Raw genomic sequence first — 13,970 nt, 5'->3', positions numbered from 1 at the left:
GGAAATAATGTCTATGGTTATTTAGGTAAGAGTAAATTAACCATCTATGTCAACCTTAACTAAGGGGCTTAAAATGGCAGCTACTGTTTATTCTTGCCAATTACATGAAAGTAAAGGGTTGTGTAGGATAATATATTTCTCTGGTTTGGAATTTGATCTAATATTACATCCTTATGTATATGGGGAACCGTTGGTAACTACGCAGCCTTTATACTTTTTAGAAGATATTGGATCAATTGCAAAGCTAAGCGTTGAGCATCCGAAGAAAATCACTGATATTGAAATGGAATATTTGATTGATAATTATCTGTTTGAATATAGTCTTTCGGATGAAACCTCTAAAGTTTGCGCAAAAATAACAGACCCTGCTTTCTGGCACCCCGATTATAGTGACTTTTATCAGTATCATGATAAACGTAATACCAGGGCCCTTACTCTTGATCCATACAATGATGACTCAATATTGGAAATAACAGATATTGATGGGAATGAGTGGGCATTTAGCGATTATTGTTTTCCTAAAGAGTTCATTGATGATGCTTTATCAGAAAGCGCATTAAAAATCAAAGCCATATATGAAAGAAAGATTATTGTGAAAATAATTCCGAATTGGGAGAGGGATGGTTATTTCGGAAAGCTAAGGTTAGTTGAGTGTGATGGTACATTATTAGATTATACTCAGGCACTTAATTTGGATTGTATAAATTTCTACAATATAAAAGATAAATCAGTGTTTAGGGTTGAGTCAAATTTGGACAAGTCAGTTCTGGAATTATCCATTCAGAATATTAACTGTAATCAGAGATACTCACCAACCTTGTTGTCATATTACTTTTCAGGTTTAAGGGAGAGGAATTGTTTATTGAGCTTTATGGGGTATTATAATGTATTGGAACATTGTTTTGAGGAGGCATCCATCATTCTTAAAAATCATAACACATCAGAGAAAATAAGTTTAAGAATGGTTTTGTCTTTGATTGCTACTCATGGCGAGTTATTTGAATTTATAACCAGCAGCTCCCTAGATTTGGCATGTAATATAGCAAAAGATATTGAGACATCATCTGGAGTAAAGATAAAAGGAGTAGTTATTAATAATGACTCTAGTGCTCTAGAGAATATTAGTGATTGGTTGTACGCAATTAGATGTGCAGTAATCCATTCTAAAAAACGTAGGAGGGGGAAAATAGAAGCAATATTTGAGCCTTACTCATCACAATCAGAAAATATATCATCTGCCTTGAAAGTTATAAAATGGTTATCTCAAAAGTGTATTCTTAAATATGATGAGCTGAGTGAGGCAGTAGGTCTGATTAGCGAAGCGTAATCAGACGATCGCGAAAACAGGTTGCCGCAATTCTGCTGGTGTTCCAGCTGATCTCTTCTCTATATCCATCATCCATCGCCACCGGGATTGCGGTACGGACGATTACGCTTCGCTAATCGACCCTACTCGCTCCTGCTTGATTTAACGTTCTGTGGCTGGTCGGTGGCTGCTGTTGTGATGGTTTATTCCCCCTCATCCCCGACCCTTCTCCCGCAAGGGGAGAAGGGAGCGCCGCTCGTAGCAAAATCGGATGGCGGTGACATAAGCGGCTGGTGATGCGTGGCTTAGAAGAAGGCAGCTAGGGCCGTAGGTCTGATTAGCGAAGCGTAATCAGACGTTCGCGAAAACAGGTTGCCGTAATTCTGCCGGTGTTCCAGCTGATCTCTTCTCTATGTCCATCGCTACCGGGATTGCGGTGCGGACGATTACGCTTCGCTAATCGACCCTACGCGTTCCTGCTTGATTTAACGCTCTGCTGCTTGTCGGTGGTTTGCTCTCCCTCCTCACCGACCTTTCTCCCTTTATCTATGGCAAAGAGTGGGAGAAGGAAGTAGAGATCGCAGCCATTGATAGTGACCGTGGTATGGCGTGATAGCTAAGCGTGACAGCTTCGGCTACAGAGTGGCAGGTGCTGATCCCCTCTCCCTTTGGGAGAGGGTTAGGGTGAGGGGAGCCGACGATAGGGGTAAACACCATAGCAAGCGCAAGGTTGCCAACCTGAAAAAGAGCTATCCATCCCGCCAAAAGAGAGGGCCCCGCCATCCATGATGGCGGGGCCCCTTGTATTATCAGCCGCGTTGCTGATTCAACCGTTCGCGCTGGCAGGGGCCACTGAAATGGCTGGCCCGAACCCGATTAGACAGGAATGGCTGTCGCCGCCGGTGGCGGGGTGAGCTTGGAGGCGATCAACTGGCGCAGGCGGGGCACCAGCAGTAGCAACACCACGCCGCCTGCCAGCGAACCCCAGCCGAGCATATTGAATACCGAGCTGTAACCCGGATTGGTGGCGGCCGGGGTGCTGCCGATATTTTGCGGCATGGCGCCGGAGACATAGCCCGCCAGCACCGAGGCAACGCCGGTCACCATCATCCAGCAGCCCATCATCAAGCCTTGCAGGCTGGCGGGGGCCAGCTTGCCAATCATGGCGTAACCGATGGGGGAGATGAGCAGCTCGCCAAAACTCTGCAGCACATAGCTGATGGCGATCCACTTGAAAGCGACCAGTCCGTTGGCACCCGCCAGATGGATGCCGATCGGCAGCACCAGCATGCCGAGCCCCATGCAGAAAAGGGAGGCGGCAAACTGGGAGGGGATGTCGATATTCCAGCCCTGTTCGCGCAGCCGCTTGAACAGCAGCGCCATCAGGGGGCCACCGATGACGATGACGAGGGTGTTGATGTTCTGGATCCACTGGGGGGCGACCCGCAGCCCGAACACATTGAGGTTGATGTTGTGCTCGGAGAAGAGCATCAGCCCCATGGGCGCCAGCTGGTAGAGCGACCAGAAGATGAGGGAGCCGAGGGCGAGGATCAGGTAGGCCACCATGCGGCTGCGCTCGGCGGCGTCCGGGTGGCGGGCGGTCATCACGCAGAGCAGCACCAGCACCACGGCTCCCAGGATCAGCACGAAGCTGCCGCTGAAGCTGGCGTGGGTCAGCAGCAGGCGCAGCGCCGGCACCAGCATGGCCAGAATGGCGATACCGGCCAGCATGCGGCGGTAGAAGCCGCTCCCTTTGACATGGCGCAGCGGGGTGCTGATATCCGCCAGAATCGGCCAGCAGGCGAAGGTGGCGATGATGGCGATGATGTTGCCCAGCGTCGCAAACAGGAACAGGGTGCGGTAATCCTCGGTGAGCTGGAAGTAGCCCGCCACCGTGAAGCCGATAAAGAAGCCCAGATTCATCCCGGCGTAGTTCCACAGGAAGGCGCTCTCGCGGCGGTGATCATCCGGGGCGAAGCGCTGGGTCAGCATCATGTTGAGGCAGGTGACGTTGAGGCCGCTGCCGGTGAGGAACATGGCGAGTCCCCAGTAGAGGCCGGTGATCCCCATCTCGGCGATGAAGTAGCAGCCGATCACCTGCAGCACCATCCCCATCACGAACAGGTTGCGGTTGCTGAGGTAGCGCCCGCCGAGATAACCGCCAAACAGGTGCAGGCCATAGTTGAAGGCCCCGAAGACCCCCATCATGGCATTGGCTTGGGATTCGCTAAAGCCGAGCCGCTTGGTGGCGTAGAGCACCAGGGTGGAGTAGAGCACGGCAAACCCCAGGGTCGAGAAGGTCTGGATAAAGAACAGCGCCCCGGAGCCGGGGGGAATGGTGGGGTGTTGATTCGAAGCGCTCACGGTCTGTCTCCTGTGAGAGAAGAAAGTCATTACTCGTCCTGAGAGCGTGCCGGTCTGCTGCCGGCTAGCCTTGTGCGCTTCCATGCTGGTCTGAAGGCCGGTCTGTCATTTAGCGGCCAAGCGGTGCAAATAGCCATACCTGAAATTTAATCCGGCGCGATTAATTGCTTTTTATTGATCTATTCCGCCTTTTTATGCGTGATTGAGTCGTGGTTTTAGCTCGGCTTACCACGCGGTTGCGGCACGATTGATGTGATCCAGTCGGCTATTTGGTGCTGATTCTGGCGCTTTAGCGGGATCTGCATCCCGCTTTGTTGTCCCGAAACGCAGCTGGTGCCAAGTTGTTGTATTGCAGGTTGTTTATTCATCCTTGGGCATTGAGTGAATAAATATCGGGAGGAGAAGGGCAGCCCCAGGGTGACTTGCGCGTGTTACCTATCTGCTTGGGAGAGGGTGAGGGGAGGATAGAACAACACCCGGCGGGCCGGGCGTTGAGTTATCAGAGATGGAGCATCAACACATCAGACGGCGAAAACGCCCCTAGAAGTTATGGTAGAGCGGCCAGCCGAGCAGCGGGTGCTTGAGACCGGCGCGCATCTCGACGTTGTCGAGCTTTTCCGGTGAGGCGTTCTCTTTTTGCAGCAGCTGGTACTGGCGCACAAAGCCGAGGGTGTGGAGCAGGTTGGGCACAAAGCCCGGGCTCAGCTCCTGGCGCAGGGCGGCGGCCATGTCGGCGGGTAGCGCGCTCAGCATCAGGGCGAGCTGAGCGGCGAGATAGTCGGTGTCGTACCAGCTCTCGTCGAGCTCAATCTCCCGCGCCAGTTTGCGCTTGAGATCCTGCTTCACCTTGAGCGGGGCGGCGCCACTGCCCTTGCCACAGAGGATGCGGTAGAGCAGTGCTTCGGCCAGCTTGTCCTCCATGGTGGGGTGGTCGCTCTCGCAGGCGAAGAAGTGCTGGTCGATGAGTTCCATCAGGCGGCTCTTGTTGTGCTCGGTCAGCGCCTTCTCGTACTCCTGCCACCCTTGCCACTCCTCCACATCGGGCGGGCTCGAGATCTTGTCCAGCAGGCGGGCATCCACGTCACCGTAGAGGCTGTTGCCAGCCTGCTTGGGGCTGACGGTGATAAGCATCGACCAGCCCTTCTGGAACGGCTTGATGGGGCCTTCCGGCGCCTGCAGCAGCGCCAGCGCCTTGGCCGGATCCCGCGCCGAGAGCTCCTGCAGGCCGAGGCTCACCACGCCGATGACGTCGTGGGCCGCCTGCTCCAGCAGGTGCATTTTGTACTTGTTGTAGTACTTGTCGGCGAATTTGAGGCTCATCAGCACCGCCTTGCCCTTGATGGCGGCGAGCTGTTGCTCGGTCAAACGTTCATTGTCGCGGCCAAAGCGCAGCACCTGGGTCAGAAAGGGGCCCTGGTTGGCATCGCGAATGACTAACTGCATGAATGGGCTCCTTAATCCAGAAAGCTGAACATGTCGTCGACGTCGCCGTACTCGTCTTCCTCGACCTTGTTCTTCTCTTTGGCCTGCATCACCAGTTCGGCGGCAAACTTGTTGATGATGCCGTCCCAGCTGGAGTGCTCGTTGCGCAGCAGCGCCTTGATGGCTTTCTCCACCTCGGGGGCCAGCTCGCGAATGAGCATCAACAGGCTTCTCGGGTCATCCAGCGCGTAGTCGTGGACATCCTCGCTCTGCTGGCGCTCGCTGTAGCGCAGGGACTCTTCGAGATCTTCCTCTTCGGCGTGCAGCACGTCGCGATACCCTTCGTCCTCTTCATAGCGATCGCCGCGATAGAACTCGATAAAGGGGATGGCGAGGTAGAAGAGACCGGCCGGATCTTCGGCCACGCACTCGAGGATCTCGCGCTGCTTGGCTTCGCTATCCTGGGTGCGGATCAGGTAGTTGAGGAAGTCGAAGGTGTGCTGTTGCAGCTCATCGGCGTTGTTCTTGATCGCCTCTTCCCAATAGAGCGGCTGCTGGCAGACGATGTCGCGGATCCGCTCCGGGGTCATCAGCTCGGAGATGATGGAGGGGAAGGAGATGTCGTGCTGGCCGTTGATCTGGGTCAGGGTAACGATATCAATGTTTTCAATCACTTCTGCCAGCTGGTCGTCAGACATGGTCTTGGCGATCAGCTCGAACTTCTCGCTGGCCTGCTTCGGCTCGATAACGGCCAGCTCTTTGATCTCGATGGCGGTAATTTCTATCAGACTGTTGCTCATGCCTTGCCCCAATTAGAAACGGACTTCGTCGTACATATCCTGATCGCCGTCGTCATCACCATAGCGGTCACTGCCGCCGTGGTAGTCGGCGTCGGCATCTTCCCCGTCTTCATCTTCTTCGTCGCGCAGCTCATAGTCGTCATCGCCGCGGTGGCTGCCGCGCGGCAGCGGGTTATCGAGCAGGAACAGCACGGCGCAGGCTTCCATCAGCTGATCTTCGCTCTGGGCCCGCACCGCCTTGACCAGCGGCAGGGCGGCGTTGTTGAAGCCGACGCTCACCTTGAACTCGTCCCAGCTTGGCTGCTCGCCGCTGGCGAGCCACTTGTTCCACTGCGACTTGGCCTTGGCCGGGAACTGCACCCGGCCATAGAGGGCCAGCGGCAGATACTCGGGCATAAACTCCAGCATGCTCATATCGGCCAGCAGCAGGCTCTTCATCTGGTCGGTGAACTGTTCCAGCCCCTTGGGGTCGTCCTGATCCCGGTAGGATTCGATGTTTTCGCTGGCATCGCTTTGCAGCGACTTGAGCCGCGCCTGGTCCCATCTCTTTTGCATAGTTGCTCTTTCTGCCTGCTGTTTCAGGGGTAGAACTGATCCCACATCTCCTGCATGGCGGAGGCGGGGTCGGTCACGATGACGTTGTTGAAATCCTTGATAAAGGCTGCCCGCTGTTTCGGATCGGACAGCACTTCATAGGCCTGCTTTACCTGGTGCAGCTTGATGGCTGCCTGCTCTTTCTCTTCTTCACTGGCCCCGTGCAGCTTGTCGGGGTGGTACTGGTTCGACAGCCGACGATAGGCTTTCTTGATGTCGTTTTCGCTGGCGTTGGACTTGACGCCCAGCACCCGAAAGTAGTTGTTCATGGCAGATCCTGCATCACTGGCATCATAGGATTCACGCTGCGAGTGCCTGATGGTGGGGATTGGCAAACCAGGCACGGCAAAAACCCGTCATTTTAACGGAAACCTCCCGCCATCGCCATGAATAGGACGCAAGGTCACTGGCAGAAAAGCGTGACGGGGCACCTTGGGATCTGTCTCCCTGTCGGGAATAGCCCAGGGACTACACTACAGGAGGCGCCGGGGATTATCTTGGCGATCGTCAGTTGGCCTCGGCCGTACCGAGACCCTTACTAAGGAATGGACAGCCATGCTCAAATTTTATCTTCTGCCTATGGTGCTGCTTAGCGGTTTCGCCATCGCTGCCGATGAGAGCATCGATGAGCCCTTGATGTTCATCAAGGGGGACATTACCAAGGCACAGTTTATGGAAAGAGCCGAGCAGCGTTTCACCCGGCAGGACAGTGACAAGGATGGTACCCTCTCGATTGCAGAGAGAGAGGCAGCCATGGCCAAGATGCACGAGGCAATGCAGCAGTCAGGCAAGGCCATGCCTGGCAAGATGGAGAACATGGGCAACATGAGGCCGATGCAGGACACGACCAGGGAACAGTTCATGGCGCATCATGAGGCTCTCTTTACCCAAATGGACAAGAATGGAGATGGTGTGCTTGACGAAGTCGAGCGTACCAGTGCCAGAGGGCGGCTCGGGCAGGGGATGATGGCGCCCGCCCAATAGAGCTGGTTTGTCACCTTTCCTTCCTGAAAAAAGAGCCCGGTAGTGATACCGGGCTCTTTGCATGGAGACGGGGTGACCTGAGGGCTCACCATTGCCGCAGTGCGAGCGCTTCCTGCCCTGCGGGCGACCCCGACCTTAGCTCTGCCTGGCCAGCTCGGCCTTCACCAGCTGCTCCAGCTCCTCATAGGGGATGGCGCCCGACACCAGCTGGTTGCCGATCAGGGTCGCCGGTGTGCCCTGTACACCCAGCAGGGTGCCAATGCGCAGGCTGTTGCGCAGCTCCTCGGTGGCTTTACCCTCCGGTTTGAGTGCCACATTGCCGGTGGCCGCCAGCGCCTTGTTGATGTCCGCCTCGGTCAGCATCCCCTGCTTGCTCATCAGCTTGTCGTGCAGGGCGAAGAAGCGGGCGGGATCCTGTTGCCACAGGGTCAGGCTGTACTGGGCTGCCTTGGCGGAGCTCTGCCCCTTGAACGGCAGCAACTTGATCACCAGCCCCAGATCATTCGGATAGGCCTTGAGCAGCCTGGTCAGCTGGGGATCGAACTGCTTGCAGTAGGGGCAGTTGTAGTCGGTAAACAGCACCAGCGTCAGCTTGGGGTTTTTGGCACCCAGGCGCGGGCTGGTAGCGCTGTTGAACAGCACATCCTTGTTGCCCTTGATGAAGTTGCCAAGCTGGGCCTCCTGGGCTGCGGCATTCTGCTTCTCCCAGGACTCGGCCGCCTCGTCGAGGATCTTGGGGTTGGCGATGAGAGTCTCGCGGATCAGCTCCTTGATGCGTGCTTCCTGTTCAGGGGTGAAGGGGGCCGCGTGCAGGGTCGGAGACAGCAGGGTTGCGCAGAGAGAGGCCAGCAGGGGCAGGGCGCTCAGAGTCGGTTTCATGGATACTCCTTAAAATCGGGTAGTGCCAGCCTGAAGTGGCCAGCCTTGTGCAAGCTAGTCGGCAGTCGTCGTGGTTGCGTCGGGGCAGCAAGGTATTCCCCTGCAACAACGCCATGCCGTAAATCTGTTTTCAGTACGCCGCAGTCGTGCCCCGTTGGTGCAAGAAGGCGGCGATGGTCTCGCAAACATGAGTCATGACCAATGGCAAAGAGCCGGAATCATTCCCGCCAGATGCAGAGGGTGAGGTGCAGACGCCGTTCGGGTGGCGAGATGACTATGGGTGGGGGCAGTGGCGGTGTGTAGCGCCAAAGGGGGGCCAGCAGGGCGATCAGCACGGCCACGGCAAAGAAGAGCTGTTCGACGCAGAGCAGGGTGGCGGCGCTTAGCCACTTGCCGTTGAGCTGGCAGCTGGTGGGTTGCGGGCTGGCCGGTTTGGCATCCTCTTGATCCGTTGCCGAGCCTGGAACGGGCAGTGCCTGACAGCTGAGGGCGTGATCGAGCAGGGCAAGCCGGGCCAGCGGCTGGGCCGCACAATTGAGCACCAGCAGGCAGACCAGCAGCAGGAGATGTTTCGCTACCCGTTGTTGCAAAATCATGTTCGCCCCGTCCATCAAGATGGGGCCATCCTAACGACCAATGGCGGGTGGGGCAAGTCGGCGGCGTATTGATGAGTAGTACTGTGGGTGGCGCGACGGGGAGGGTGGTCGGTTCTGTTTGGCGAACGCTTGTTCGCTAAAAGGGGGATCAGTATACTGCGCCGAGTTAAAACTCGAGGTGTTCGATGCTCAAAATTGCCCGTGTGCTGCTGCTTGGTCTGCTGCTCATTTTCTGGTTCCTGTTCGGCCTGCTGCTCTGTCTGGTTCGTCCGCGCCATCCCAACAACGTCTATGTCTTCGCTCGCATGTATCACGCGGTCTGCCCGCTGATCGGGCTGCGAGTCAAGGTGACGGTGGCCGACGAGGTCAAATCGGTCGGCCCGGCGGTCTACGTCTGCAACCACCAGAGCAATTTCGACATCTTCACCGTGACCGGTGCGGTGCAGCCTGGCGTGGTGGCAGTGGGCAAAAAGAGCCTGCTCTGGCTGCCGCTGTTCGGCCTTATCTTCTGGCTCTCCGGCAACGTGCTGATCGACCGCTCCAACCGCTCCCGTGCCATCGGCACCATAGGTCAGGTGGTGGATCGCATCAAGAACCGCGGCACCTCCATCTGGATGTTCCCGGAAGGGACCCGCTCCCAGGGGCGTGGCCTGCTGCCGTTCAAGGCGGGCGCTTTCCACACTGCGGTACAGGCTGAAGTGCCCGTGGTGCCCATCGTCTGCTCCAGCTACTTCGGTCAGGTCGACCTCAATCGCTGGGACAACGGCGAAGTGCTGGTGGAAGTGATGGCCCCGGTCTGCAGCAAGGAGCATGGTGCCAGCGGCATTCGCGATCTCTCCGACACCTGCCGCGCCCGGATGGAGGCCAAGCTGGCCGAACTGGACAGCAAGCTGGGCCACAGTCACACCGCCTGACGGATATCGCCGATGAATCGACAAGGGAGCCACAGGCTCCCTTTTTTGTTGGTAAAAATCACCACCTGGTTGGCTATTCTCACCAATAAGCCCTTCTTGAATTTCCTCGGTAAATTCCCATCTATATGTAAAACAACAATAATCTTTCTTGGCACGGCTCTTGTAATGCAATGGGAAGAGATAGCAATCCCATCAACAAGGAGCCAGACCATGAGCGTATTCAGCCGCCTGACCGACGTGATAAATGCCAACCTGCACAGCCTGCTCGACAAGAGTGAAGAGCCGGAGAAGATGCTGCGCCTGATGATCGAAGAGATGGAGCAGGTGCAGGTCGAGATGCGTACCCAGGCCGCCCGCGTGATTGCTGAACAGAAACAGCTGGAGCGTCACCAGCAGGGGTTGCAGGCGCAGATCCTGGAGTGGTCGGCCAAGGCCGAGCTCGCCATCCAGAAAGGCCGTGAGGATCTGGCCCGTGCCGCCCTCACCGAGAAGCTGGCGGAGGCCAGGAAATGTGAACAGCTGGAACAGGACAAGGCCCGGGTGGCCGAGGTGCTGGCCCAGCTTACCGCCGACAGCGAGCGACTGGCAGCCAAGCTGACCGAGGCGCGGGAGAAGCAGAAACTGCTGACCCTGCGCGAGCAGACAGCCCACAGCCGCATTCGTGCCCGCGCCCAGGTGGACAACCAGCGCATGCATGAGCTGATGGCGCGTTTTGACGGTTTTCAAGGCCGGGTCGATCAGCTGGAAGCCCAGCTGGAGGCGGCCATTTTGGGGCAGAATCCCTCGCTGGAGGCCCAGTTCCGCGAGCTGGAGCTCAATGACGAGATAGAGCGCGAGCTGGCCCGTCTCAAGGGGCAGAAGGTGGAGGTATAACCATGACTCCCTGGCCCAAGGATCTTGTCCATCGCAAGCTGACTGGCGTTTGCGCCGGCATTGCCCAACGGCTGGGGATCTCCAGAGTGACGGTGCGAGTGGTAGCCCTGCTCGCCCTGATCCTGGTGCCACCGCTGGCACTGGCTGCCTATCTGCTGGCGGTGCTGGTGATGCCGCCCCGTTATGAATTGAAACGCTGGCTGGATTGACCGCAAGGCAGCCCCGCGGCACAGAGAGCCCGTAAGGAGCAAGTTATGCTGGAATTTTTCATCTTGCTGGGAGTGTTGCTGGTCATGGCGCTGACCGGCTTTACCCTGGTGGCCATGCTGCTGGTCAGCGGCGTGTTTGTACTACTGGGGCTGCTGAGCGGCATGCTTGCCCTGATCGTCAAGTTGGCCCCCTGGCTGCTGGTCGCGCTGGCAGTCTGTTGGCTCATCAGCCACCGTCGTCAGCGCAACAATACCTATCTGTAGTTGTGCAACAAGTTATGAAATGCTCCCTGATTTCCCCTTTTCGGCCACTCATCGAGTGGCCTTTTTTTAGCTGTAACCCTTAAGGTCGGGTCGTTTCGGGTAACCACTGCGGGCTCCAGCTCTGCCAGAGTGCCGGGCTGTGGATCAGCTGCTCCTTGAAGGATTTTGGCTGCTGCTTGAGGCGATATTCGAGGCGCAGGGCTGCCCCCTTCTCGCCGACCTCCTGCTGCCAAGCCAGCGTCAAGGGGCCCTTGCCGCGCAGGGCGCGAGCCCCCTTGCCGCTCTGGTGCTGACGCAGACGACGTTGAGGATCCGTGCTGACCCCGGTATAGAGCAGGCCGGTGGCGGTGCGCACCATATAGATAAACCAGCGAGAAGAGGGGGGAGAGGCGTGCGGGGATATCCCGTCAGGAGGTTTTATCATTTGTACTTCTCTGTGCCAAACTCAAAAGCAGTGCAAGGAGGTGCGATGAGAGTCTGGTTCTGGTTGTGGTTACTGTTGTCGGTTCCGGCTCTGGGGGAGACGATCCGTCTCTACGATTACCATCAGCATCCGCCCTTCAATACCGGAGTGGATGCCGGACTGAGCCGCGAGCTGGTCAAGTATCTCAATGAAAAGTTGGGGGGGGAACCCAGAATCGAGCTCTGGCTGGTTAATCGCGCCCGGCTGGCGCTGGAGATGGCGGATCCCGACTTTGATGGCCTGGTGGTCTGGGTCAATCCCGCCTGGGTAGGGGATCCCCATCGCGAGCGTTATCTCTGGACCTTTCCGGTGATGCGCGACACCAACGAGCTAATCTCGAACATCGACAAGCCGATCACCTATCGCGGACCCGACTCCCTCAAGGGATTGGTGTTCGGCGGGGTGGAGGGCTACCGCTATCAGGGGATCGACGATGCGGCAGCAAGGGGAGAGCTGGAGCGTCACGATGCCAAGAAGGTGAAGACCAATCTTGAGCTGCTGGTGCGCGGCCGCATCGATGTGACCATGGTGCCTGGCTCCGCGCTGGGCTTTTTCATCGACTCAAACCACTATCAGGGCAAGCTGTTTATCTCGCCATTCCCCCAATCCAGCTATACCCGCCATATCCTGCTGCCCAAATCTCGCCCAGAGCTGCATGCCACCCTCAACGACATCGCCGAGCAGATGGACAAGGATCCCCGCTGGCACAAGGTGCTGGAGTCCTATCGCGGTAAGCCCTGAGGGCGGCGCTTGAGTCGGTGCAGCGGCAACAGGCTCACCAGCAGACCTGCCCAGACAAAGGCGAAACCGACCGCCTTGATGGGGTCCGGCGCCTCACCAAACCAGTAGATGGCGAGCAGGAAGGCGAGGCTGGGCTCGATATATTGCAGCAGCCCCACCGTGCTCATCCGGGTTCTCGCCACCGCGTAGCAGAACAACCCCACCGGCAGCAGAGTAGCGGGCGCACTGCCCATCAGCAGCAGCTTGTCGGCCAAATCCCCGTTCACGAATGCCCCTTCCCCGTGCCACGCCAGTGTGCCGATGATGATCAGCGCGACGGGCAGTTGCACCATGGCTTCCAGATAGAGGCTGGTGCCGGTGTCGTAGTGGATCTTCTTCTTGATAAGGCCATAGCAGGCGAAGTTGGCCCCCATGATGAGGGAGAACCAGGGGAGTTGGCCGTAGCAGAAGAGCATGTAGGCGAGCCCCGCCAGCGCCAGGGCGACCGCCAGATGCTTTTGCGGGGTGAGTCGCTCTTTGAGGAAGATGACGGCGAATACGATATTGAACAGCGGGGTCATAAAGAAGGCGAGGCTGGTGGTCAGCACTTGCCCGGTAGTGAGGCACCAGGTGAACATGCACCAGCTGATGGACATCACGGGGCCCGCCAGCAGAATGAGGCCGAGCTGGCGCGGCTCGCTGCGCAGTTGTGCCCAGGGCACCTTGTGGCCAAGCAGCAAAAACAGGGCACCCAGCAGCACCACAGACCAGAGCACCCGGTGGGAGATCAGCTCCCACATGTTGACCTCGGGCATGAATTGATAATAGAGCGGCAGCATCCCCCACAGGATGAAGGAGAGGGTCGCGGTGCCGGTACCTAGCCAGTTTTTCATTATTATCCGTTTATTAAATTAAACACTCATGGCGATAGTAGGGGGCGCGCCCTGTTTCCACAAGAGGGAAAACAGGGAAATGCTGGTACTATCAACGTCATGCAGCGAATCGATAAGTTGTTTGAGCAAATCAGGGCCTGCCGTCTGTGCGAGGCTCATCTGCCGCTGGGGCCTCGTCCGGTGATCCGCGGGGCCGAGAGTGCCCGCTTGCTGATCATCGGTCAGGCGCCCGGCACCCGGGTGCATGCCAGCGGGATCCCGTGGGATGACCCTTCCGGTGACAGGCTGCGCCATTGGCTCGGTGTCGATAAGGCCACCTTTTACGACGAATCCCGCATCGCCATCATGCCGATGGGGTTCTGCTATCCCGGCAGGGGAAAATCCGGCGATCTGCCGCCGCGCCCCGAATGTGCACCCACCTGGCACGACAAGGTATTGATGCTGTTGCCCAATATCGAACTGACCCTGCTGATCGGCCAATATTCACAAGCCTACTATCTGCGGGGGGCAGCCAAAGGGTCACTCACCGACACGGTGCGCTGCTGGGCCGACTATGGCCCCGGCTGGCTGCCGTTGCCGCATCCCTCCCCGCGCAATACCCTCTGGCTCAGGAGGAATCCCTGGTTCTGGCAGGAGATCGTCCCCCATCTGCAGCAAAGGGTCGCCCCGCTTCTGGGGAGACCCTGAGT

At 57.4% G+C, this 13,970-nt stretch carries 17 protein-coding genes; 8 read left to right on the top strand and 9 right to left on the bottom strand.

Annotated elements, in window-relative coordinates:
- Positions 1-73: 73 nt before the first annotated feature.
- Positions 74-1,327, top strand: a complete 1,254-nt coding sequence (locus tag G5179_RS09315; RefSeq protein ID WP_421258246.1) for a hypothetical protein — start codon at positions 74-76, stop codon at positions 1,325-1,327.
- Between the two features lie 855 nt (positions 1,328-2,182).
- On the opposite strand, the gene G5179_RS09310 is transcribed toward G5179_RS09315, so the two are convergent.
- From G5179_RS09310 to G5179_RS09290, 5 genes are all read right to left on the bottom strand, one after another.
- On the bottom strand, positions 2,183-3,670 hold the full coding sequence (locus tag G5179_RS09310) for a peptide MFS transporter (RefSeq protein WP_421258245.1): 1,488 nt from the start codon (positions 3,668-3,670) through the stop codon (positions 2,183-2,185).
- 540 nt (positions 3,671-4,210) lie between these two features.
- Positions 4,211-5,113, bottom strand: a complete 903-nt coding sequence (gene atcC, locus G5179_RS09305; RefSeq protein ID WP_421258244.1) for a cold adaptation protein AtcC — start codon at positions 5,111-5,113, stop codon at positions 4,211-4,213.
- Between the two features lie 11 nt (positions 5,114-5,124).
- Positions 5,125-5,892: a cold adaptation protein AtcB gene (atcB, locus tag G5179_RS09300; RefSeq protein WP_005343119.1), complete on the bottom strand. Its 768-nt coding sequence runs from the start codon at positions 5,890-5,892 to the stop codon at positions 5,125-5,127.
- 12 nt (positions 5,893-5,904) lie between these two features.
- Positions 5,905-6,447 carry a cold adaptation protein AtcA gene (atcA, locus tag G5179_RS09295; protein ID WP_042032639.1) on the bottom strand — a complete coding sequence of 181 codons (543 nt, stop codon included), beginning with the start codon at positions 6,445-6,447 and terminating at the stop codon, positions 5,905-5,907.
- Between the two features lie 23 nt (positions 6,448-6,470).
- Positions 6,471-6,755, bottom strand: coding sequence for a DnaJ domain-containing protein (locus G5179_RS09290; protein ID WP_005343121.1), 285 nt, complete (start codon positions 6,753-6,755; stop codon positions 6,471-6,473).
- A gap of 286 nt (positions 6,756-7,041) precedes the next feature.
- Between G5179_RS09290 and G5179_RS09285 the strand changes: the two genes are divergently transcribed.
- The gene (locus G5179_RS09285; protein ID WP_421258243.1) at positions 7,042-7,470 is read left to right on the top strand and encodes an EF-hand domain-containing protein; all 429 of its coding nucleotides are present in this window, start codon (positions 7,042-7,044) and stop codon (positions 7,468-7,470) included.
- A gap of 135 nt (positions 7,471-7,605) precedes the next feature.
- Here G5179_RS09285 and G5179_RS09280 read toward each other — a convergent pair whose 3' ends face one another.
- On the bottom strand, positions 7,606-8,349 hold the full coding sequence (locus G5179_RS09280; RefSeq protein ID WP_421258242.1) for a DsbA family protein: 744 nt from the start codon (positions 8,347-8,349) through the stop codon (positions 7,606-7,608).
- Positions 8,350-8,567: 218 nt separating this feature from the next.
- A complete protein-coding gene (locus G5179_RS09275; RefSeq protein ID WP_421258241.1) occupies positions 8,568-8,945 on the bottom strand; it encodes a hypothetical protein in 378 nt (125 codons plus the stop codon).
- Positions 8,946-9,130: 185 nt separating this feature from the next.
- Here G5179_RS09275 and G5179_RS09270 point away from each other — a divergent pair, with 185 nt between their 5' ends.
- The 4 genes from G5179_RS09270 (at position 9,131) to pspG (ending at position 11,205) form a co-directional block, all read left to right on the top strand.
- On the top strand, positions 9,131-9,859 hold the full coding sequence (locus G5179_RS09270; protein WP_267512510.1) for a 1-acylglycerol-3-phosphate O-acyltransferase: 729 nt from the start codon (positions 9,131-9,133) through the stop codon (positions 9,857-9,859).
- A gap of 210 nt (positions 9,860-10,069) precedes the next feature.
- Positions 10,070-10,732, top strand: coding sequence for a phage shock protein PspA (gene pspA, locus G5179_RS09265; RefSeq protein WP_216979527.1), 663 nt, complete (start codon positions 10,070-10,072; stop codon positions 10,730-10,732).
- A 2-nt stretch (positions 10,733-10,734) separates the two neighbouring features.
- On the top strand, positions 10,735-10,941 hold the full coding sequence (locus G5179_RS09260; RefSeq protein ID WP_124241612.1) for a PspC domain-containing protein: 207 nt from the start codon (positions 10,735-10,737) through the stop codon (positions 10,939-10,941).
- Positions 10,942-10,986: 45 nt separating this feature from the next.
- Positions 10,987-11,205 (top strand): envelope stress response protein PspG, encoded by a 219-nt coding sequence (gene pspG, locus G5179_RS09255; protein WP_216952098.1) that lies wholly within the window; start codon positions 10,987-10,989, stop codon positions 11,203-11,205.
- Between the two features lie 79 nt (positions 11,206-11,284).
- Here pspG and G5179_RS09250 read toward each other — a convergent pair whose 3' ends face one another.
- Entirely contained in the window at positions 11,285-11,629 is a 345-nt protein-coding gene (locus G5179_RS09250) for a GIY-YIG nuclease family protein (RefSeq protein WP_216952097.1), read from the bottom strand.
- Between the two features lie 45 nt (positions 11,630-11,674).
- On the opposite strand from G5179_RS09250, the gene G5179_RS09245 reads away from it, so the two are divergent.
- Entirely contained in the window at positions 11,675-12,409 is a 735-nt protein-coding gene (locus G5179_RS09245; RefSeq protein ID WP_216952096.1) for a substrate-binding periplasmic protein, read from the top strand.
- On the opposite strand, the gene rarD is transcribed toward G5179_RS09245, so the two are convergent.
- A complete protein-coding gene (gene rarD, locus G5179_RS09240; RefSeq protein ID WP_216979526.1) occupies positions 12,391-13,281 on the bottom strand; it encodes an EamA family transporter RarD in 891 nt (296 codons plus the stop codon). The two genes, G5179_RS09245 and rarD, sit on opposite strands and share 19 nt — an antisense overlap.
- 99 nt (positions 13,282-13,380) lie before the next feature.
- Here rarD and G5179_RS09235 point away from each other — a divergent pair, with 99 nt between their 5' ends.
- Complete coding sequence (locus G5179_RS09235) at positions 13,381-13,968, top strand: uracil-DNA glycosylase family protein (RefSeq protein ID WP_421258240.1); 588 nt, start codon at positions 13,381-13,383, stop codon at positions 13,966-13,968.
- Positions 13,969-13,970 lie beyond the last annotated feature (2 nt).

Origin of the sequence: Aeromonas sp. 600886 (assembly GCF_049174935.1) — a bacterium.
Taxonomy (GTDB): domain Bacteria; phylum Pseudomonadota; class Gammaproteobacteria; order Enterobacterales; family Aeromonadaceae; genus Aeromonas; species Aeromonas veronii_A.
The sequence above is the reverse complement of the archived record's forward strand: the minus strand, read 5'-3'. Positions and strand labels throughout refer to the sequence as shown.